The organism is Modicisalibacter luteus DSM 23508 (genome assembly GCF_000378505.1).
Taxonomy (GTDB): Bacteria; Pseudomonadota; Gammaproteobacteria; order Pseudomonadales; family Halomonadaceae; genus Modicisalibacter; species Modicisalibacter luteus.
Map to the genome: position 1 here is coordinate 116,669 of NZ_KB899994.1, position 19,125 is coordinate 135,793.

At 59.4% G+C, this 19,125-nt stretch carries 17 protein-coding genes; 13 read left to right on the forward strand and 4 right to left on the reverse strand.

Going from position 1 to position 19,125, the window contains the following annotated elements:
• Positions 1 to 11 precede the first annotated feature (11 nt).
• The gene (locus F568_RS22670; protein WP_019018645.1) at positions 12 to 368 is read left to right on the forward strand and encodes a cytochrome C oxidase subunit IV family protein; all 357 of its coding nucleotides are present in this window, start codon (positions 12 to 14) and stop codon (positions 366 to 368) included.
• Here F568_RS22670 and ligB read toward each other — a convergent pair.
• The gene (gene ligB / locus F568_RS0110330; RefSeq protein ID WP_019018646.1) at positions 365 to 2,137 is read right to left on the reverse strand and encodes an NAD-dependent DNA ligase LigB; all 1,773 of its coding nucleotides are present in this window, start codon (positions 2,135 to 2,137) and stop codon (positions 365 to 367) included. The two genes, F568_RS22670 and ligB, sit on opposite strands and share 4 nt — an antisense overlap.
• Positions 2,138 to 2,198: 61 nt before the next feature.
• Complete coding sequence (locus tag F568_RS0110335; RefSeq protein ID WP_026300470.1) at positions 2,199 to 4,262, reverse strand: carboxy terminal-processing peptidase; 2,064 nt, start codon at positions 4,260 to 4,262, stop codon at positions 2,199 to 2,201.
• Between the two features lie 125 nt (positions 4,263 to 4,387).
• On the opposite strand from F568_RS0110335, the gene F568_RS0110340 reads away from it, so the two are divergent.
• Positions 4,388 to 5,686 (forward strand): M18 family aminopeptidase, encoded by a 1,299-nt coding sequence (locus tag F568_RS0110340; protein ID WP_026300471.1) that lies wholly within the window; start codon positions 4,388 to 4,390, stop codon positions 5,684 to 5,686.
• 81 nt (positions 5,687 to 5,767) lie between these two features.
• Here the strand turns inward: F568_RS0110340 and rne are convergent, their stop codons facing one another.
• A complete protein-coding gene (gene rne / locus F568_RS0110345; protein ID WP_040476168.1) occupies positions 5,768 to 8,818 on the reverse strand; it encodes a ribonuclease E in 3,051 nt (1,016 codons plus the stop codon).
• A 672-nt stretch (positions 8,819 to 9,490) separates the two neighbouring features.
• On the opposite strand from rne, the gene F568_RS0110355 reads away from it, so the two are divergent.
• The 3 genes from F568_RS0110355 to sppA are packed head-to-tail and all read left to right on the forward strand — an operon-like array spanning position 9,491 to position 12,211.
• On the forward strand, positions 9,491 to 10,435 hold the full coding sequence (locus tag F568_RS0110355) for an RluA family pseudouridine synthase (RefSeq protein ID WP_019018651.1): 945 nt from the start codon (positions 9,491 to 9,493) through the stop codon (positions 10,433 to 10,435).
• Positions 10,436 to 10,463: 28 nt separating this feature from the next.
• Positions 10,464 to 11,114 (forward strand): HAD-IA family hydrolase, encoded by a 651-nt coding sequence (locus F568_RS0110360; RefSeq protein ID WP_026300472.1) that lies wholly within the window; start codon positions 10,464 to 10,466, stop codon positions 11,112 to 11,114.
• A 20-nt stretch (positions 11,115 to 11,134) separates the two neighbouring features.
• A complete protein-coding gene (sppA, locus tag F568_RS0110365; RefSeq protein ID WP_019018653.1) occupies positions 11,135 to 12,211 on the forward strand; it encodes a signal peptide peptidase SppA in 1,077 nt (358 codons plus the stop codon).
• A 24-nt stretch (positions 12,212 to 12,235) separates the two neighbouring features.
• On the opposite strand, the gene F568_RS0110370 is transcribed toward sppA, so the two are convergent.
• On the reverse strand, positions 12,236 to 12,826 hold the full coding sequence (locus F568_RS0110370; protein ID WP_019018654.1) for a Maf family protein: 591 nt from the start codon (positions 12,824 to 12,826) through the stop codon (positions 12,236 to 12,238).
• 125 nt (positions 12,827 to 12,951) lie between these two features.
• On the opposite strand from F568_RS0110370, the gene F568_RS0110375 reads away from it, so the two are divergent.
• The 8 genes from F568_RS0110375 (at position 12,952) to pabC (ending at position 19,114) form a co-directional block, all read left to right on the forward strand.
• Entirely contained in the window at positions 12,952 to 13,479 is a 528-nt protein-coding gene (locus tag F568_RS0110375) for a YceD family protein (RefSeq protein ID WP_019018655.1), read from the forward strand.
• A gap of 32 nt (positions 13,480 to 13,511) precedes the next feature.
• Positions 13,512 to 13,682 carry a 50S ribosomal protein L32 gene (gene rpmF, locus F568_RS0110380; protein WP_019018656.1) on the forward strand — a complete coding sequence of 57 codons (171 nt, stop codon included), beginning with the start codon at positions 13,512 to 13,514 and terminating at the stop codon, positions 13,680 to 13,682.
• A 30-nt stretch (positions 13,683 to 13,712) separates the two neighbouring features.
• Positions 13,713 to 14,810: a phosphate acyltransferase PlsX gene (gene plsX / locus F568_RS0110385; RefSeq protein ID WP_019018657.1), complete on the forward strand. Its 1,098-nt coding sequence runs from the start codon at positions 13,713 to 13,715 to the stop codon at positions 14,808 to 14,810.
• Between the two features lie 12 nt (positions 14,811 to 14,822).
• Positions 14,823 to 15,776 carry an ACP S-malonyltransferase gene (fabD, locus tag F568_RS0110390; RefSeq protein WP_019018658.1) on the forward strand — a complete coding sequence of 318 codons (954 nt, stop codon included), beginning with the start codon at positions 14,823 to 14,825 and terminating at the stop codon, positions 15,774 to 15,776.
• Positions 15,777 to 15,802: 26 nt separating this feature from the next.
• Positions 15,803 to 16,546, forward strand: coding sequence for a 3-oxoacyl-ACP reductase FabG (gene fabG / locus F568_RS0110395; RefSeq protein WP_019018659.1), 744 nt, complete (start codon positions 15,803 to 15,805; stop codon positions 16,544 to 16,546).
• A 99-nt stretch (positions 16,547 to 16,645) separates the two neighbouring features.
• Complete coding sequence (gene acpP / locus F568_RS0110400) at positions 16,646 to 16,879, forward strand: acyl carrier protein (protein ID WP_011506901.1); 234 nt, start codon at positions 16,646 to 16,648, stop codon at positions 16,877 to 16,879.
• Between the two features lie 184 nt (positions 16,880 to 17,063).
• Complete coding sequence (fabF, locus tag F568_RS0110405; protein WP_019018660.1) at positions 17,064 to 18,302, forward strand: beta-ketoacyl-ACP synthase II; 1,239 nt, start codon at positions 17,064 to 17,066, stop codon at positions 18,300 to 18,302.
• 8 nt (positions 18,303 to 18,310) lie between these two features.
• Positions 18,311 to 19,114 carry an aminodeoxychorismate lyase gene (gene pabC, locus F568_RS0110410; RefSeq protein WP_019018661.1) on the forward strand — a complete coding sequence of 268 codons (804 nt, stop codon included), beginning with the start codon at positions 18,311 to 18,313 and terminating at the stop codon, positions 19,112 to 19,114.
• The last annotated feature ends 11 nt before the right edge of the window (positions 19,115 to 19,125 follow it).

Below are 19,125 nucleotides of genomic sequence, written 5' to 3' on the forward strand. Positions count from 1 at the left end.
AGGGCTGCACTATGAAGGATGTTAGGGCGCCAATCCTTGCTTGGGGGGCCTATCTGGTCGTGCTGGGGGCCAGTGTCGCCGCAACGCTTCTGGCGCCGGGTCTCATGGGGCATATATTCAGCTTGCTATGTGCCGCGATACTGGCCTCATTGATCCTGATGTTCTTCATGGGGCTCAGGGCGGCGGACAACCTGCTACGCGTCTTCGCACTGGCTGGACTTATGTGGCTGACGATCATGGTGTCACTGACCATGATGGACTACATATCACGCGATATTAACGAATGCCCCAATGCCCAAGCAGACGACGTGGCTATAAATACTCAGGAGTGCCCACTCGACAGTGCGCGTTCCTCCGATAAATCTTAACCGGCATCCTCAAGGAAATGAGTGATGCCCCTCGTCTGGAGCGAATGCCGCGTCAGGATCTGTTCGTTCTCCAGTCGACGAAGCATGGCTTTGACAGTAGAGTCAGCGAAGAACGCTTCGAGCTGCGCCGCGCGTACTTGTCCGATGCCTGGGTATTGCTGCCACTCTCGTGCCTTGCGTGCTTGCAGGGCTTGTACGTTGAGATCGGCGGGCCATGTTTCCTTCACGCTGGCAGGCAGCGGCGGCATGCCGAGGGCCAGCAGCCAGTCGATGTCGGACCCTTGACGCGCCCGGCTGAAGGCGGTGAGCCATGCCTCGGCTCTGGCATCGCCAACGCCGGGTAGCGAAATGAGCTGGGCTTTTTCCAATGCCAACCAATCCAGCAAGTCATCAATGATTCCGTGCTCCACCAATTGGCGCCAGGTCGCTGCTCCGATACCGGACATGTCGAGGCCGTGGTCGCTCCCCAGCCATTCCAGTCGGGCCAGAAACTGTGCTTTGCATGATTGCTTTACCAGGGCCAGGCAAGTCAGCGGACCATAATCAGCGTCGTTAGGGGGCTCGATATCCGGCCGGGAAGAAGCGGAAAGAACGACCGAGTCCAGATGGGGGATGGTCAGGCCGGCCAAGCGGACCAGTACTTGGTCGCCTGGGCGAACGTCGAGCTTTCGCCAGTGGCTCAGTGATCCCAGGCTGACTCGAGTGACCGTCCGGTCGTTCAACTCGACCGGCTGCAGCCTTGCCACTGGTGTAATGCGTCCCGTACGTCCTATGGAGAAGTCGATGGACTCGACCTGCGCCAGGCGTTGTTGGGCAGGATGTTTCCAGGCAATGGCCCAAGCAGGTGGTTGTGCCAGCCAAGTCTCGGGCGGTGGCCGTTGTGCCTGGCGTACGACGATGCCATCGGTAGCAAAGGGCAGAGCGCCGTGATACCAGGCATTTCGCTGCCTGGCGATCTCCTTGATAGTAGTGACCGGCAGAGTGTAAGCGGCGGTATCCAGTCCCCAGCCCGTGAGCATGGCCAGCCGGGCTGGCATGGTATCGGGGCCGTCGGGCCAGTCCCATACGAACAAACCGATACGCCGACCATCGCTGGCACGTAATGCATGGCGCGCCATGAGTCCGATCACGGCTGAACGAGCACCCGCCGTGCCATCCTCGGCTTGGATATGGTTCGGCCTCTCCAGGTAGAGTTCCCCCTGGAGCACTACGTGGGACGGCGCATTATCCAGTTGCTTGGGGATCGCCGGGATCTGTCCAGCTTGCATCGACCAATCCTGGCCCCGTTCACCGTCGCCACGACTGATGGCTGCCGTTAACACGCCCTGTTCATAGACCAGAGTGATTGCGACCCCATCGACCTTGGGCTGAACCCAAAGCGAATGTTGAAGATGGGCTGTCAGCCACTCGGCCAAAGCCTGGCGGGAGTCAGCCTTGGCCAAGCCGGTTTGAACGATGGGGTGAGTGATGCCGTCGTCTGCAGGAGTGGGTAGTGAGGGTGTTACTGTCGGCTGGTCTGTCAGGCCGAGGCAGGTGCGCCAATGCTGTTGGCGTCGCTTGGCGGCGTCGTAAACGCCGTCTTCTACCAGGCGTTCACCGCGCTGATAGTAGGCTTCATCCCAATGTTCGAGTTGTGCCTGCAGGCGGTCGAGAGCGAGGCGGAGGTGTTGTGGGCTTCCGGCGGGGCAGGTGGGAGGCGTTACCGAGAAGGCGGGAGGCGCCCAGGACAGTGCCAGCAGCACCAGGATGAATCGGTACCGGAAATACATTGACATTCCTGGCCAGCCTGGAAAAGGGCTCGCCCGGCCAGTTCACCGGGCGAGATGAACATTATGCCGCTTCGGTCTGTGATAGTCGGACGTAATCGAGCAGAATTTCGGCGCTTTCTACGATTTGTGCACGATCAATAGGCTCGCTGTCTTCACCTTCGGCAGTCTGTTCGGCCTCTTCTTCCCGGGCATCGATCCAGTTTTCCAGCGGGTCCAACCCCAGGGCCTGACGACGCTGGTTTTCCAGAGAAAGCTGCTCATTTTCCTGAGCATCCATTTCGCGCTGGCGCTGTTCGCGGTTGAGACTGATCGAGGTCTGCTGCTCACGAAGCTGCTTGATCAGTGCTGCTTGGCGTTCCAGGTAAGTGAAGTTGGGTTCGTTGGCGATGCGCGCTTCATGGAGGTTTTCCAGTGTTTCCAGATAGCGTTTGGGTTCACCGTATTGGCGATATTGCACGGAGCGAACCGTGTCCCAAGGCAGGGCATTTTCGAGACTACTTTCGCCGATCACGTCCGGATCGACCAGGCTGGGAAACAGCAAGTCGGGATAAACGCCACGGTGCTGGGTGCTTTCGCCAGTAATGCGATAGAACTTGGCCCGAGTCAGCTTGATTTGTCCATGGCTCAGGTCGTTCAGCGTCTGCACGGTGCCCTTCCCGAAAGTGCGGCTTCCGATGACGAGCCCGCGGCCATAGTCCTGAATGGCTCCGGCGAAGATTTCCGAAGCGGATGCCGACAGGCGATTGACCAGTACGGCCAAGGGGCCTGAGTACAAGCTGCCGCTGTCGGTATCGCCGTACAGGCTGATACGCCCCTGAGCATCCCGAACCTGGACGGTCGGGCCTCGGTCGATGAACAGACCGATCAGTGAATTGGCTTCCTGCAACGCGCCGCCGCCATTATTGCGCAGGTCCAGCACGATACCCTCGACACCGGCGGCCTTGAGCTTTTCGACTTCCTTGGCCACGTCGCGGGTAGTACTTCGGTAATCCTCTTCACCCGCCTGCCAGGCATCGAAATCGACGTAGAAGGTCGGAATGTCGATCACCCCGATACGATGCTCGCCATCGTCACGGGTCACTGTAATTATTTCGCTGTTGGCAGCCTGGTCTTCAAGCTTAACCGTGTCTCGCACGATCTTGACGACGTGGGAGCGAGTTACGTCAACAGCCTTGGCGGGAATAATATCCAGTCGGACAGTCGAGCCCTTGGGACCTCGGATCAGATCCACGACCTCATCGAGCCGCATGCCGACGACATTGGTAATTGGGCCTTCCTCGCCCTGACCCACGCCAACGATGCGATCCGCCGGTTGCAGCACGCCACTCTTGTCGGCCGGCCCTCCCGGGACCAGGCTGGAGACCTTCACATACTCGCCTTCGGCCTGTAGCAGGGCACCGATACCTTCGAGTGATAGACGCATCTGGATATCGAAGGACTCTCCCTGACGCGGCGACAGGTACTCGGTGTGAGGATCGGTGGTGCTGGTAACGCCTGCCATGAACAGACCGAACACGTCTTCGGAGTTGGTCTGGCGAATACGTGTCAATTGACTGGCGTAGCGATCATGTAGTGTCTCCTCGATCGCCTCCGGGGTCTGACCACTCAGCTCAAGCGACAGAGCGGCATTCTTGAGCCGTTTTGTCCAAAGCGTATCCAGTGCCGACTCGCTACCCGGCCAAGGTTCGTCGCTACGTTCGACGGCCAGCCGCTCGCTGGTGGTGTAATCGAAATTCAGGCCGGCATCAATCTCGTCGATGAGCCACTCCAGGCGACTCTCCACGCGCTGCTGGTAGACATTGTAGAACTCATAGACACGCTCCAGCTCGCCTTCCTCTAGGGCGTCATCGAGACTCGTCTGCAAATCGCTGAACCGGCTGATGTCTCGCTGGATCATATAGGCACGCTGGGAATCCAGGACCTCAAGGAACTGGTCGAATGCGCGCTCCGACCAAGCGTCGTTGAGGTCGACATCGGCATAGTGGCCATACCGAAGCGATTCTGCGACCTCGGTCGCGGCCTGACGCTGGTCATCGGTAGGGCTGAGATCCGCAAGTGCCGGAGCACTCAGCACGGCCAGAAACGAAACGAAGATAGCGCGCCGAGTGGCTGCTGTCAGGCTCATCAATAGAAGCACTCCCGGATTCATGTACACTCATTTCCCTAAGTGACCGACGCAGGCGATGCATGGACGCCGGCCAGCCATTGTAGCAGCCTGTGTCGCCATACACAGACCTTGCGAGGATAAACATGCCCCACGACCCTACTCTCGAACGGTTATTGTCTTTTCTTCAGCGCTCACCGACGCCATGGCACGCGACCCAGAACATGGTGCAGCGTCTTGAACAGGCCGGTTACCGTCATCTCGACGAGACCCAACCCTGGTCGCTCTCACCGGGAGATCGCATCGTCGTGACGCGAAACGACTCCTCGGTCATTGCGCTGCAGTTGCCCGAGAGTGGACTCGATGCATTGCGCATGATTGGCGCCCATACCGACAGCCCGGGGTTACGCCTCAAGCCCAATGCCCCGATTATCGGGCGCAACTGGTTGCAATTGGGCGTGGAAGTCTACGGTGGCGCATTGCTGGCACCCTGGTTTGACCGAGATCTCGGACTGGCCGGCCGCGTCCATGTGAGACGCAATGACGGTCGACTGCAGGGGGTGTTGATCAATGTCGACCGCCCCGTGGCGACCGTGCCCAGTCTGGCGATTCATCTGGACCGCGAAGCCAATAACGGGCGGGCCCTTAACGCCCAGACTCAGATGGCCCCAGTCTTCCTTCAAGGCGGCGAGCATAACGATCTACAGCGGCTAATCAAGCGTTGGCTATACGAACAGCATAAACTGGAAAACGTCGATATTCTCGATTTTGAGCTATGTCTCTACGATACGCAGCCCCCGGCCTGTATCGGGGTCGATGGCGAGCTTATCGCCAGTGCCCGCCTGGATAACCTGTTGTCCTGTTTCATTGGCATGGAAGCTTTGCTGGATTGCGATGGTTCCCAGGGAGCGGTACTCGTTGCCACCGATCATGAGGAGGTGGGTAGTGCCAGCACATCCGGGGCCCAAGGGCCGTTTCTTGCCGACGTTCTACGCCGTGTCCATGCTCAACTTGGCAGCGAGGGCGAAGAAGGGTGGATTCGTCTGATCCAATCCTCTCGCATGATCTCTTGCGATAATGCGCATGCCCTGCATCCCAATTTTGTCGATAAGCATGATCCGGCGCATGGTCCAGCCATTAATGGGGGCCCGGTCATCAAAGTCAATGCCAATCAGCGCTATGCGACCAACAGTACGACCTCGGCGCTATTCCGCGATATCTGTCATGAAGTCGGCGTACCGGTCCAAACGTTCGCGACCCGCGCCGACATGGGGTGTGGGAGTACGATTGGGCCGATCACGGCCACCCAGCTCGGCGTGCCCACCTTGGATGTCGGCGTACCACAATGGGCCATGCATTCGATTCGAGAAACCGCCGGGAGCAAGGACCCGGGCTACCTGATCCGAGCGCTGATTGCATTTCTGAATCGCCGCGCCCTTGACTGATCGGGCAATTCATTAGTCCATTCGTGCAAGCGCCCGCAGTAAATCTGCGGGCGCTTGGCGTTGGTTTCCTTGATAGCCTGGTTACTGGCTATTTTCGGTCTGGTTTTGCTGTTGGCGACGCTGCTCTCGGGGGTCGTTATGAGCACGACGGCGACGACGGCTGCTTTTCGCCTCTGCCGGTGTCTCTTCGGCAGCAGCTGGTTCATTTACGGGCAAGGCGCCGTCATCGTTGCTCTCCACCACCGGCAGCGACTCCGGAGGCTCGGCCTGGGAAACTCCGCCAGCATCCTCCTGGCTTGCGGATGCCTTGGGTTCTTCCGATTCTACCTGTTCCGAAGTCTTGGCATCGCTAACTGTCTGAGATGCGCCGCTATTGGTCTCCGAGGAGGATGGCTCGCTTGCGTCGGCGACAGTTGGCGTGACTTCGGTCTGCACTGGCGGGTTATTAGATATCTCCGCCTCTGTCGCGACAGGCAGCGTATCGCTCGCTGACGCTTGTGAATCGGCAGAGTCAGGTGTCGAAGCCGTGGTGACTTCCGTCATGCCGGCGGAATCGGAGGGGGACGCTGTTGCGCGCTCCTTTCGCTCGGCACGAGGGGCTTTTCTGCGGGAGTTACGTGGCTTGCTCTCGCCTCCAGTGGCCTGAGGCTTGGCAAAAGCAGCACGCTCAGCCGTGGCGGCTACCTTGGGTTCGTCGGCATCTTCGTCGCTCGCCTGTGGCTGAGGCGCAGGGGTCTCGGGCGTCTCGTCAGCCGGCTTCCGTCCCTTGGACTCCTGAGCAGGTGCCGCCGGTGTTTCGGCCGGGGCCGGTTCGGCATCTTTCTGTACACCGGTTTCCTGGGCGTCGGCTCCGGCCTGAGCTGCCTCGGCCTGCAGACGTTCCTGTTCGGTGACCGCTTGCGGGTTCAAGGCATGCTTGCGTGAACGCTGTCGTGGATTGTTGCGTGTACGCTTGGGCTTACCATCGCCATCCTCAGCCGTATCCTTGCCGACCTGTTCCGGAGCAGTCTGCGGCTTACGAGTGTCCTTGTCATCGCGGAGCTTGGTGTCTTCGCGCTGTGGCTTGGTGTCCTCGCGTTGCGGCTTGCCCTCAGGTTTGTCGCTCTTGCTCTTGGCGGGCTGACGGTTACCGTTCTGCGATTCCTCCTGGCGAGACTTGTTGCGCTGTGGTTTGCCTTCGGCTTTGCCACGGCTGGGCTTGCCGTTGCGGCTATCCTCGTCCTGGCGCGCGTTACTCCGTGACGCCGGCTTATCTTCACGTGTGTCGTCTCGGGTTTCATTTCGACGACGGCGGTTGCCTCCATTGCGGTTGGAGTGGCGGGCTTCGCTCTCCTCCTTGGAGGGGGTTGAGCGGTTCACATCCGATTCGGCTGTTGCCTCACGCTGTGCCGTGGATGCCGGAGCCCTTTCCTCGGTACCGCCAAGCAGCTTGCTGACGCCTTTGAAAAGGCGTGAGAGCAGTCCGTTCGGCGCTTGTTGCCCTGCGGCCGGAGCGGGATCGTTCGATTGTTGCAACGAGGCCGGTGCGGGTGCAGCGTGGGTCACCGTCTTGACGGCGGCTTCGGTGCGCTGAATCGGCTTGCCGAAGGTGCTTTCGGGTTCCTTGCCGACTTCGGTCTCGGTGGATATTTCGAAGCTGGACTTAGCTTCATCATCGTCTTCCAGATGATCGTCACGCAGACGCTGGACATCGTAATGCGGCGTGTCCATGTCCGGGCTGGGAAGCAGAACGACGCGAACCCCTTGGCGGCGTTCGATATCGGCCAGCGTGGCACGCTTCTCGTTGAGTAGGTAGGTAGCAACCGGAACCGGCAGTATGGCGCGAATCTGTGCGCTACGTTCCTTCATGGCCTCTTCTTCGATCAAGCGCATGATCGATAGCGACATGGAGCGAACGTCGCGAATGGTGCCTTGGCCATCGCAGCGCGGGCAGACCACACCGCTGGTTTCTCCCAGCGAAGGGCGCAGGCGTTGGCGAGACATTTCCATCAGGCCGAAGCGCGAAATGCGTCCGATCTGGACGCGAGCACGGTCCAGCTTGAGCGCATCGCGGACGCGATTCTCGACTTCACGCTGATTGCGGGCCGGCGACATGTCGATGAAGTCGATAACTACCAGGCCGCCGATGTCACGCAGGCGCAGCTGGCGGGCAATCTCATCGGCCGCTTCCAGGTTGGTCTGCAGGGCGGTTTCCTCGATATCGCTGCCGCGTGTGGCGCGTGCCGAGTTGATATCGATTGAGACCAGGGCCTCGGTGTGGTCAATCACTACTGAGCCACCGGAAGGTAGCTTGACTTCGCGCTGGTAGGCGGTCTCGATCTGGCTCTCGATCTGGAAGCGCGAGAACAGCGGTACGTCATCGGCGTACAGCTTGATCTTCTGCTGATAGGAGGGCATCACCTGGCGAATGAAGCCAAGAGCCTCCTGGTGTACCTCGGGGCTGTCGATCAAGACTTCGCCGATATCCTGGCGCAGGTAATCGCGCATGGCGCGAATAATGACATTGGATTCGCGGTAGATCAGGAATGGTGCGGGACGCTTGCCGGCTTCCTCGGTGATCGCCTCCCACACCTGGACCAAGTAGTCCAAGTCCCACTGGAGCTCTTCGGCACTGCGCCCAATGCCCGCTGTGCGCACGATGACACCCATGCGGTCGGGCAGGGTGAGCTGACCCATGGCATCCTTGAGCTGAGTGCGCTCTTCGCCTTCGATGCGCCGCGAGATGCCCCCGGCACGAGGGTTGTTGGGCATCAACACCAAGAAACGCCCGGCCAGGCTGATGAAGGTGGTCAGGGCCGCACCCTTGTTGCCGCGCTCTTCCTTGTCCACCTGGACAATGACTTCCTGGCCTTCCTTGATCACCTCTTTGATGTTGGGTCGGCCGTTGGGCTCTTTGCTGAAATACTCTCTGGCGATTTCCTTGAGAGGCAGGAATCCGTGGCGCTCGGCACCGAAGTCGACGAAGGCGGCTTCGAGAGAGGGTTCGACGCGGGTGATCTTGCCGCGATAGATATTGGCTTTTTTCTGTTCCCGGGCGCCGGATTCGATGTCCAGATCGTAAAGGCGTTGACCGTCGACCAGTGCGACGCGCAGCTCTTCGGGCTGGGTCGCATTGATGAGCATCCGTTTCATGTTGTCTCGCTATTCAGGGCGCCGGAAGGCGGCCTGAAGGAAGCGCTGCTGAATGACGAAGGGAAATGGGAGGGACGACAGTCGGCCTTTGGCTTATACCCACGGGGTGTATGCCTCCTGGCCTCGTGCCGCCTTGTGTCTCATTCCGCTCGCCGATCCAGTCAGCGACCCCTGGGCGTCGACGACGGCGAACCGCTTAGTGCTCGTGTTGTGCTCAGCGCATGTCGAGAATGCGTCATCCACGCACGGCATGGTGGCCGAGCGCTGCAAGATCATGTTGAGTACGCGGCGGTGGCAGGACGTGTTTCGGCGAGTTTTTTGGTTCTCGTCCGGCCCTGCGGACTACCGCCAGACACATGGCATTTTTCGATTCGCCGACGCCGGCCTCCGGCACGGTGTTTTATTCCCCGTAGTGCGTTGGTGGCTCATGGGAGCCGCCTGGAACCCGGGCGTGGCGTAATGTTCTACAGCGTGGCGGCACAGGGAATTCACCTTGCCGCCGTATCCTCCGCTCAGGCCTGCGTGTGTGACGTGCAGGCGCTATACACAGGCATTTCATGCCCATTTGAGCGAGTTCGGAATATAACAGTAAAGCAACATGGCAGCAATTGGCGCAGAGGCGGCTTCAGTGCGTTAACATGGCCGTTTACTGTGTCGTTCACGAGGATTGGGATGGCCGAGGGTCGAGAAGTTCAATGGGCCGAAATCGGCGATGCGCAGGCCGGGCAGCGTATCGACAATTTTTTGCATACGCGCCTCAAGGGGGCGCCGCGAGCGCTAATCTACCGCATCGTTCGCAAGGGCGAAGTGCGGGTGAACAAGAAACGCGTCAAGGTCGACTATCGTTTAATGGCTGGGGATCTTGTGCGGATACCTCCGTTGCGACTCGCCCCCGAAGAGGCGGTTCGTGAAGTGAGCGATAACCTGCGCAACCTGCTGGCGGGTAGTGTGCTGGTGGAGGGGCCGGGCTGGCTGGTAATCAACAAGCCGTCCGGGCTGGCGGTGCATGGGGGTAGTGGGGTCAAGATCGGTCTGATCGAGGCGCTGCGTCAGGTGCGTGAAGATCTCGACTTCCTTGAATTGGTACATCGGCTCGATCGTGATACGTCCGGTTGCCTGTTGCTGGCCAAGTCGCGTCAGTCTCTCTTGACGCTCAATAACGCCCTCAAGCAGCGCCAAATGGATAAGCAGTACTTGGCCTTGGTCCAGGGTCGCTGGCCGGCACGACGTGATTACGTCAGTGCCCGCCTGGACCGATTCGAGGCAGGTAACGGTGAGCGCCGGGTGCGCGTCGATCCTCAAGGCAAGGTCTCACGAACCCGCTTCGCTGTTCGCGAAACCTTCAGCAATGCCACCCTGGTCGAGGCTGAGCCGATCACCGGAAGAACGCACCAGATTCGTGTCCATGCCGCACATGCCGGACATCCCTTGTTGGGAGATGACAAGTACGGTACCCGGGAAGGACAGCGGCTAGCGGCAGGGTTTGGGCTGGAGCGCCTGTTCCTTCATGCTGTGGCGCTGACATTTCCTGAGCCTGATAGTGGGCGTCCGGTTCATGTCAAGGCGCCGCTAGGCGAACTCGAAGCCGTGCTGGAGCGAGCCCGTGTCCAGCGCTGATTTCCTTTTGTCGAAGCCCCAGGCCAAGCTGCGCTACCGGTTGGTGATTTTTGACTGGGATGGGACATTGATGGATTCCGAGCATCGTATCGTTGCCTGCATGCAGGCGGCTGCTCGCGATGTCGGTTGGCGCGCGCTGGAGCATGAGGCCGTGCGTGACATCATTGGCCTGGGGTTGCCCGAGGCCATCGTAAAGTTATGCCCAGGCATGCCGGCAGCGCAGGCGGAAGCGATGCGACAGCAATATTCCAAGCACTTCGTGGCCGCCGAGCAGACACCTCTGTCCTTCTTTGAGGGAGTCGAGGAGGGGATCCTTCGACTGCGAGACAATCCTGCTTTGCGGTTGGCCGTGGCTACCGGAAAAAGCCGCCGTGGCCTCAGGCGCGCCTTCGAGGCGACCGGGGCGGGGGCATGGTTCCATGCCAGTCGCACCGCGGATGAGACATTATCGAAACCTCATCCACGCATGCTTGAAGAGCTGCTTGCCGAGACGGGGGTACCTGCCGAGGAGGCACTGATGATTGGCGATAGCGAGTACGATATGGAAATGGCGCGTGCCTTGGGAATGGATCGACTGGCCGTTACCTACGGGGTGCATGCCGCCGAGCGCCTGGCGGTGAGCCGGCCGGTGTTCAGCGCCGGTAGTTTTTCCGAATTGGTCGAGTGGTTGCACTCTTGATGGATCTTGGTGAGACATAGATGAGCGACGATAGACGTTATGACCAATGGACCGAGGGGCCCGAGGTGAATCGCGAAGAGTCGCGCATGCCGCTTGAGCAGGGCGCGGTGCATGACGCAGAGAGTGAAGATGCCGATACTCTGCGTGAACGCCAGAGACTCGCGCAGTTGGAGATGATGGATCGCTGGATCAACGGTGTGCTGACTGAACAACGGCGCTCCCGACGTTGGAAGCTGTTCTTTCGCTTTCTGTTTGCCGCGCTGATCTTGGCCTCTCTCTCGTTGAGCATCTACAGTTTGTTCTTGGCTGACGTGACGCCGTCTCCAGTCGGCCATCACCTGGGAGTTGTGCGTGTCGAAGGCGTCATCGATGCCGAGGCAGAAGCCAACGCCGATCGTATCATCGAAGGATTGCAGCGCGCCTGGGACGCTCCTGAGACGGCAGCTGTCGTGTTGCGCATCAACAGTCCTGGTGGAAGCCCGGTACAGTCGCAACGGCTCTATCAAGAGATTCGACGCCTGCGAGAAGCTGGTGATAAGCCCATATATGCCGTGATTGAGGATATCGGTGCAAGTGGTGCCTATTACATCGCAGCGGCAGCCGACGATATTTATGCTGCGCCGGCCAGTATGGTGGGTTCGATTGGTGTAATTTATGCCGGCTTCGGGTTAGAGCAGGCGATTGAGCGTCTGGGCATTCAGAGGCGTGTTTTCACGGCAGGTGAGAACAAGGCGTTTCTCGATCCATTCAGCGAAATCGCGCCGGACCAGCGCCGCTTCTGGCAGCAAGTGTTGGAAACCACGCATCAGCAATTCATCTCTGACGTCAAGGCGGGTCGTGGGGAGAGGCTGGCCGATGAACCGGAACTTTTCAGTGGCCTGGTCTGGACCGGAGAGCAGGCGCGAGTGCTGGGCCTGGTCGATGGGCTGAAGAGTTTGGACCAATTGGCCAGGGAACGTTTGGGCGAGGTTCGTACGCGTGACTATACGCCAGGGCTCGATCCGTTCGAGAAGCTGTCGCGACAGCTGGGGCGTGTCGCGGCGCATTGGTTCGGTATTCCACAGGCGAACTCGCCTGTGCGCTATGAGCTGCCCTGAGTGGCCCTGGTTTTTGCGGTACCTTCAGGCCAGCGGATTCATTCCGGCCTCGCGCAGTAACTGGCAGAGCCGGATCAGTGGCAAGCCTATGAGGCTATTTGGGTCATCGCCTTCAAGGCGTTCGAAGAGGGCGATGCCCAGTCCTTCCATTCGGAAACTGCCGGCGCAGTCAAAGGGTTGTTCACGGACAATGTAGCGGTCGATTTCCTGCTGACTGAGTTGCCGAAAAATCACATCATAGGACTCATGGCATACGCGGTGTGTAGAGCGTGAAGTGTCGATCAAGGCCAGGCCGGTCAAGAAACGCACGCGCTGCCCCGAAAAGCGTGTGAGCTGACCGCGTGCTACTTGGGCATTGCCCGGCTTGCCCAGGATCTCCTCGTTGAATATGGCGACCTGGTCCGAGCCAATAATGAGGTGTTGCGGGTAGTCCTCTGCCAGGCGCTCCGCTTTGGCCAAGGCCAGGCGATGAACTAATGCCTCCGCCGTTTCTCCCGGCAAAGGCGTCTCGTTAATGTCGGGGCTAGCCCAAGTGTATGGGATCTGCAAGCGATCCAGGAGTTGGCGGCGCCATCGTGATCCTGACGCAAGTACCAGGCGTGGGGGTTCGGGCATGTCTTTCACAACTCCTTGCTCAGGCCGATTTGCAAGCCAGTTTGCCGTGCGTTGACGTGTGTTGTACAGAATGATGCGCCCATCACTTTGACAGTATCCGGGGGAATCCCTATTATTGCGCGCCTATGTTGACCACTAGACTTCCCCTACAGGTCGAGCCGTACCGGCTGGCCGCAAATGCCGAGCGTCTCGAGGGCTATGTTTCGCTCGCGGGAATGGTGCGGCTTGAAGAAGAGGCCGGAGAGCAGAAAGGTGTTTGCGAGGTCCGTCTGGATTTCGGTGTCGATGCTCAGGGCCGCCGCTTCATTGACGGCTGGCTCAGGGCGGATGTCGATCTGGCCTGCCGCCGATGCCTGGAGCCGCTGCCGGTGAATGTCGAGAGCCGTTTCCAGCTGGGTATCGTCACTAGCGACGTCGTTGCAGCGGACCTACCCAATGCCTACGAGCCGGTGGTGGTGGAAAACGAACAGCTCAACCTGCTGTCTGTGTTGGAGGACGAGTTGATCCTCAGCCTGCCGCAGGTGGTGTACCACGACGAAGCGGAATGTTCCGTTTCGCGCGATCAGCTGACCAGCGGCACGGATTCCGAAAGCTCGGGCACGCCGGCTGCAAGCCCCTTCGACGTATTGCGCAAGTTGAAGGACAAACAGTAAAGCAACCTCGATACACTCTGGAGTGATATCTCATGGCAGTTCAACAGAACCGCAAGACCCGTTCCAAGCGTGGCATGCGCCGTAGTCACGATGCCCTTTCTGCACCGACCCTGTCCCAGGACAAGGAGACCGGCACCACGCATCGTCGCCACCACGTTTCTCCGGATGGTTTCTATCGCGGTCGCAAGGTCGTCGACGCTTAAGTCGGCGCCTTCCCGGGCAAGGCTTGCAATATGGCCGTGCAGATCGCCGTTGATGTAATGGGCGGGGACTTAGGTCCCCGTGCTACCGTCAGGGGGGCTGCCGAAGCTCTGCAATTGCACTCCGGGTTAACGCTGCGTCTGTTCGGGCCCAGCGACATCCTAGAGGCCGAACTCGAGCATCTGCCCTCACGTCTGCGTAGGGCAGAATCTCGTTTGACGCTGATTCATTCGCCCAACGTTATCTCCCAAGCTCAGAAACCTTCTGCAGCGTTGCGATCAGCACGCGATACCAGTTTGGCTATGATGCTGGAAGATGTGGCCAAGGGCGAGTCAATGGCTGGCGTCAGTGCCGGTAACACCGGTGCGTTAATGGCGTTATCAAGACGTGCGCTGGGCACGGTGGCTGGTATCCCTCGGCCGGCCATCAGCACTGCCATCCCGACAAAGGGAGGTGGCCGCTGTTATATGCTCGATATGGGGGCGAACATCGAGTCATCCGCGCAGCGCCTTGTCGAGTTTGCCGTGATGGGTGAAGTGGCGGCGCGATGCGTCGATGGTTTGACCCGTCCTCGGGTCGCCTTGCTCAATATGGGCGTTGAAGCGACGAAAGGCCCGGCCAATGTGCGTCAGGCGGATGCCTTGTTGCGCAACCTCGGTGATGGCGTGAATTATGTCGGCTTCATCGAGGGGGACGGTCTATTCAATGGCGAAGCCGATGTCGTGGTCTGTGATGGTTTTGTAGGCAATATTGTCCTCAAGTCCAGTGAAGGCTTGGCGCGTATGCTCATCGAGCGTGTCCAGGCAACGTTTGGCGCACATTGGGGTAGCCGCTTGGTCGGAATGTTGGCAAAGCCTGCATTGTTGCGTCTGAAGCGGCAGCTCGATCCGGTGCGCTACAATGGGGCAAGCCTGCTCGGATTGTCCGGGATTGTTGTCAAGAGCCATGGCCGTGCCGATGCCCAAGGATTCGCCTGTGCCGTTTCTCGGGCGGTTCAGGAGGTCAGCATCAATTTACCTCGTTTGCTGGAGCGCGAACTGGGGCAGAGGACCTCTATCCCGTGGGTCGCGTGCGATCCACGGGATAGAGGTTTGCCGACTCCGTCGAGACCCGATGAATTTCCATCCTGAAAGGTGAATGTCATGACCCAATCCCTGGCCCTTGTATTTCCGGGACAGGGCTCCCAGCACATTGGAATGTTGCGGGAGCTGGCCGAGCGCTACAGCGTGGTACGGACGACCTTCGAAGAGGCGTCCGATGCGCTGGGGTACGACCTATGGAATGTGGTTCAGGAGGGGCCTGAGGAGGCCTTGAACGCGACTGCATGCACTCAGCCTGCTCTGTTAACCTCGAGCGTGGCTATTTGGCGCGTCTGGCAAGAACTCGAAGGCCCGCGCCCGATCGCGATGGCCGGACACAGCCTGGGTGAATACAGTGCTATGGTCTGTGCTGGCACGTTGGGCTTTGCCGAGGGTGTACGCTTGGTCAAACTGCGTGGCGAAGCCATGCAGGAAGCCGTGCCGGCAGGTCAGGGGGCTATGGCCGCCGTGCTCGGGCTTGACGATGAAGCCGTCGAAAAAGCCTGTCGTGACGCCGCACAGGGTGAAGTGGTTTCCGCCGTTAACTATAATGCACCCGGTCAAGTCGTCGTGGCCGGTCAAAAGGAAGCGGTCGATCGTGCCATTGCGCTTTGCCAGGAAGCTGGGGCCAAGCGAGCACTCCCGCTGCCGGTATCCGTACCGTCGCACTGTGCTCTGATGAGGCCTGCAGCCGAGAGGCTCGATCAGGCCATGGCAGACATCGAGTTAAAGGCGCCGCGCTATACGGTTATCCAGAATGTTGATGCCCAGGCACATGCCGATATCGAAACGCTGCGTACGCGTATGGTCGAACAGTTGTACCGGCCTGTACGTTGGACGAACTGCGTTGAGTCAATGATTGGTCTGGGGGCGCAAGTGTTTATAGAATGTGGGCCGGGTAAGGTGCTGACCGGGCTCAATAAACGGATCGCCCGCAGCGTAAAGGGGTTGGCAGTCAACGACCCGGATAGTCTGGCAGCCGCGCTTGATCTAGCGCGTGAATCCGCCAGCCAGTAAGATTCATGACTCATTCAGGAACGTTTATGACGAGCGAACGGAGAGTGGCGCTGGTCACTGGGGCGAGCCGAGGTATTGGTCGCGCCATCGCCCATGAGCTGGGCCGGCAGGGCCGGGTGGTGATCGGGACAGCGACCAGTGAGCAGGGAGCCGAGAGGATCGGTGCCGACCTCAGAGAGAATGGTATCGAGGGCGCCGGAAGGGTCCTCAACGTTAACGACCAGGCCAGCGTCGATGCCCTTATCAAGGCGGTAGGCGATGAGTTCGGCGCGCCGACTATTTTGGTTAACAACGCTGGCATTACACGCGACAATCTCTTGATGCGTATGAAAGAGGACGAGTGGGATGATGTCCTCGATACCAATCTCAAATCTGTCTATCGCGTTACCAAGGCTTGTGTCCGTGGCATGACCAAGGCTCGCTTTGGTCGTATCGTGAATATCAGTTCCGTCGTGGCTACCATGGGCAACCTTGGCCAAACCAACTATGCTGCCGCCAAGGCGGGCATGGAAGGCTTTACTCGAGCCCTGGCCCGCGAAGTGGCTTCGCGGGGAATCACGGCCAATGCCGTGGCTCCCGGGTTCATTGCCACCGACATGACGCAGGCGTTGCCGGAATCCCAGCATGAAGCCCTGCTGGGTCAGATTCCTCTATCCAGGCTGGGCAAGCCGGAGGAAATCGCTGCGGCAGTCGGATTCTTGACTAGTGACGCCGCCGGTTACATCACCGGCGAAACGCTGCAAGTCAACGGCGGCATGAATATGCGTTGAGGTCGCATGGGGCGCCTTGGTTGCGTCACATTGGGGCCGTCTATAAACTACCCGGCAGTTTTTAGCTGGCGGATATGTACCACTAGGAGTAACGACATAATGAGTACCATCGAAGAGCGCGTGAAGAAGGTTGTGGCCGAGCGCCTGAACGTCAAGGAAGAGGACATTCAGAACACGTCTTCCTTCACTGAAGATCTCGGCGCGGACTCCCTGGATACCGTCGAGCTGGTGATGGCGCTCGAAGAGGAATTCGATACTGAGATTCCCGACGAGGAAGCCGAGAAGATCACCACGGTTCAGGAAGCAATCGATTACGTCGTTGCTCACCAGTAAGGTGACATGAGTGCGGTCGCCGATTGACCGCCTCGCTGAAGTTCCAGAAAGCCGTTCTGCATTGCAGGACGGCTTTCGTTTTGTGCGTCAGTCCCACATAGCCGGTATGCTTCGGGTATAATGCGCGCAGCGCGGCAAGGTGCCCTCGGGTACGTGCCGAACATGGATATCTGGAGGAGAGCAGATGCCTCGTAGAAGGGTCGTGGTGACCGGGTTGGGCCTGGTGACGCCGGTAGGTAACACCGTCAATGAAAGCTGGGCCAATATCCTGGCAGGCAAGAGCGGCATTGCCCCTATCGAGCATTTCGATATCAGCGGCTTTAATACGCGCTTCGGTGGATCGATCAAGAATTTCGATATCAGCCCGTATTTGAACCCGAAAGACGCTCGTAAAATGGATCTTTTTATCCAGTACGGGATCGCCGCGGGCAGTCAGGCAATCGAAGACGCCGGTTTCGAGTGTAACGAACACAATGCTGACCGTATTGGTGTCGCGATCGGTTCGGGCATCGGTGGCTTACCGATGATCGAGCATAATCACAATGCGCTCAACAAGGGCGGGGCGCGACGCATCTCTCCCTTCTTCGTGCCAGGCTCAATTATCAACATGATCGCGGGCAACCTGGCCATCCAATATGGTTTCCGTGGCCCGAATATTGCCATTACCACTGCATGTACCACCGGTACCCATAATATCGGCTATGGGGCGCGCACCATCGCCTATGGCGATGCCGATATCATGCTCTGTGGTGGCTCTGAAATGGCAACCACGCCCTTGGGGCTCGGCGGGTTTTCCGCTGCGCGAGCTCTATCGACTCGTAACGACGATCCTGAAGCGGCGAGCCGCCCTTGGGACCGCGATCGTGATGGCTTCGTGCTGTCCGATGGCGCTGGCGTTCTCGTTCTCGAGGAGTATGAGCATGCCAAGCAGCGTGGGGCGACCATCTATGCCGAAATCAAGGGTTTCGGGATGAGCGACGATGCCTACCACATGACGGCGCCTCCCGAGGATGGCCGTGGAGCGGCTGCAGCCATGGCCAATGCTATCCGCGATGCGCAGATCGATCCGGCGCAGGTCGGGTATATCAATGCCCATGGCACGTCCACGCCGACCGGTGACTTGGCTGAAAGCAGGGCAATCGAGCGTGTCATGGGGTCTGCGGCGGCGTCGGTTGCGGTCAGTTCCACCAAGTCGATGATCGGTCATTTGCTGGGTGCGGCAGGCGCCGTCGAGGCAATCTTCAGTATCCTTGCTCTACGTGACCAGGTGGCTCCGCCAACTATCAACCTGGATAACCCTCAGGAAGGTTGCACGCTCGATTACGTGCCCCACACGGCGCGCCAGCTGGCGCTTGAATACACGCTATCCAACTCGTTCGGCTTCGGCGGGACCAATGGTTCGTTGGTCTTCGGGCGAGTCTGAGCAAGGCAATGAGCGACGAAGCGGTACCTTTCGACGACCGTGGCCTGGCCTATGGCGACGGTCTTTTCGAGACGGTTCTGGTACGCGATGGTCTTCCGCTGCTGTGGGACGAGCACATGGCTCGCTTACAGGAAGGGTGCCGTCGACTGGGGATCGCCTTCCCTGTTCGTCGATGTCTGGATGAGCTGCCTGCTCAATCCGGGGCAGGTTTACAGGTTCTCAAGCTTTTGCTGACTCGAGGTAGCGGTGGGCGAGGCTATCTGCCGCCTGCTGATGCCGAGCCTCGGTTGCGCTGGCGCTCGGCTCCTTTTGTGCCACAGCCGGCGCGCTGGGCTGATGGAGTTCGAGTACGGCTCTGTGATCTTACGCTGGGGAGTCAGCCTAGTCTGGCGGGAATCAAGCACCTGAATCGCTTGGAAAATGTGCTAGCCCGGCAGGAGTGGAGCGATCCCGAGATCGCCGAAGGATTATTGTGCGATTGCCGGGGGCATGTGATCGAGGCCACCAGCATGAATCTTTTTTGGTTTCGTGGCGGCCGGTGGGAAACGCCCAAACTCAAGGAGTGTGGTGTCGCCGGTACGTTGCGTGCTGGCTTGTTCGGCGTGCTCGAATTACACGAAGCCATGCACAAACAAGATGTTTTGTTCGAGGCGGAAAGCCTGTGGCTGGGTAATTCGGTGCAGGGTGTCTGGCCGATCGCTTCACTGGTGGATTCGGCGGGAACATTGCTGCGTAATTGGTCCGTGCCCTCGCTCGACCGTTCGCTGCAGGCTGAGGCTCACGCCTTGCTAGGATATCCGGTGCCGGCCTGATCGTTAAGGAA

What these genes read in the sequence shown, in the direction of transcription:
- F568_RS22670 (WP_019018645.1), top strand. Translation starts at nt 12, where the DNA reads ATGAAGGATGTTAGGGCGCCAATCCTTGCTTGGGGGGCCTATCTGGTC.
- ligB (WP_019018646.1), bottom strand. Translation starts at nt 2,137, where the DNA reads ATGTATTTCCGGTACCGATTCATCCTGGTGCTGCTGGCACTGTCCTGG.
- F568_RS0110335 (WP_026300470.1), bottom strand. Translation starts at nt 4,262, where the DNA reads ATGAGCCTGACAGCAGCCACTCGGCGCGCTATCTTCGTTTCGTTTCTG.
- F568_RS0110340 (WP_026300471.1), top strand. Translation starts at nt 4,388, where the DNA reads ATGCCCCACGACCCTACTCTCGAACGGTTATTGTCTTTTCTTCAGCGC.
- rne (WP_040476168.1), bottom strand. Translation starts at nt 8,818, where the DNA reads ATGAAACGGATGCTCATCAATGCGACCCAGCCCGAAGAGCTGCGCGTC.
- F568_RS0110355 (WP_019018651.1), top strand. Translation starts at nt 9,491, where the DNA reads ATGGCCGAGGGTCGAGAAGTTCAATGGGCCGAAATCGGCGATGCGCAG.
- sppA (WP_019018653.1), top strand. Translation starts at nt 11,135, where the DNA reads ATGAGCGACGATAGACGTTATGACCAATGGACCGAGGGGCCCGAGGTG.
- F568_RS0110370 (WP_019018654.1), bottom strand. Translation starts at nt 12,826, where the DNA reads ATGCCCGAACCCCCACGCCTGGTACTTGCGTCAGGATCACGATGGCGC.
- F568_RS0110375 (WP_019018655.1), top strand. Translation starts at nt 12,952, where the DNA reads ATGTTGACCACTAGACTTCCCCTACAGGTCGAGCCGTACCGGCTGGCC.
- rpmF (WP_019018656.1), top strand. Translation starts at nt 13,512, where the DNA reads ATGGCAGTTCAACAGAACCGCAAGACCCGTTCCAAGCGTGGCATGCGC.
- plsX (WP_019018657.1), top strand. Translation starts at nt 13,713, where the DNA reads ATGGCCGTGCAGATCGCCGTTGATGTAATGGGCGGGGACTTAGGTCCC.
- fabD (WP_019018658.1), top strand. Translation starts at nt 14,823, where the DNA reads ATGACCCAATCCCTGGCCCTTGTATTTCCGGGACAGGGCTCCCAGCAC.
- fabG (WP_019018659.1), top strand. Translation starts at nt 15,803, where the DNA reads ATGACGAGCGAACGGAGAGTGGCGCTGGTCACTGGGGCGAGCCGAGGT.
- acpP (WP_011506901.1), top strand. Translation starts at nt 16,646, where the DNA reads ATGAGTACCATCGAAGAGCGCGTGAAGAAGGTTGTGGCCGAGCGCCTG.
- fabF (WP_019018660.1), top strand. Translation starts at nt 17,064, where the DNA reads ATGCCTCGTAGAAGGGTCGTGGTGACCGGGTTGGGCCTGGTGACGCCG.
- pabC (WP_019018661.1), top strand. Translation starts at nt 18,311, where the DNA reads ATGAGCGACGAAGCGGTACCTTTCGACGACCGTGGCCTGGCCTATGGC.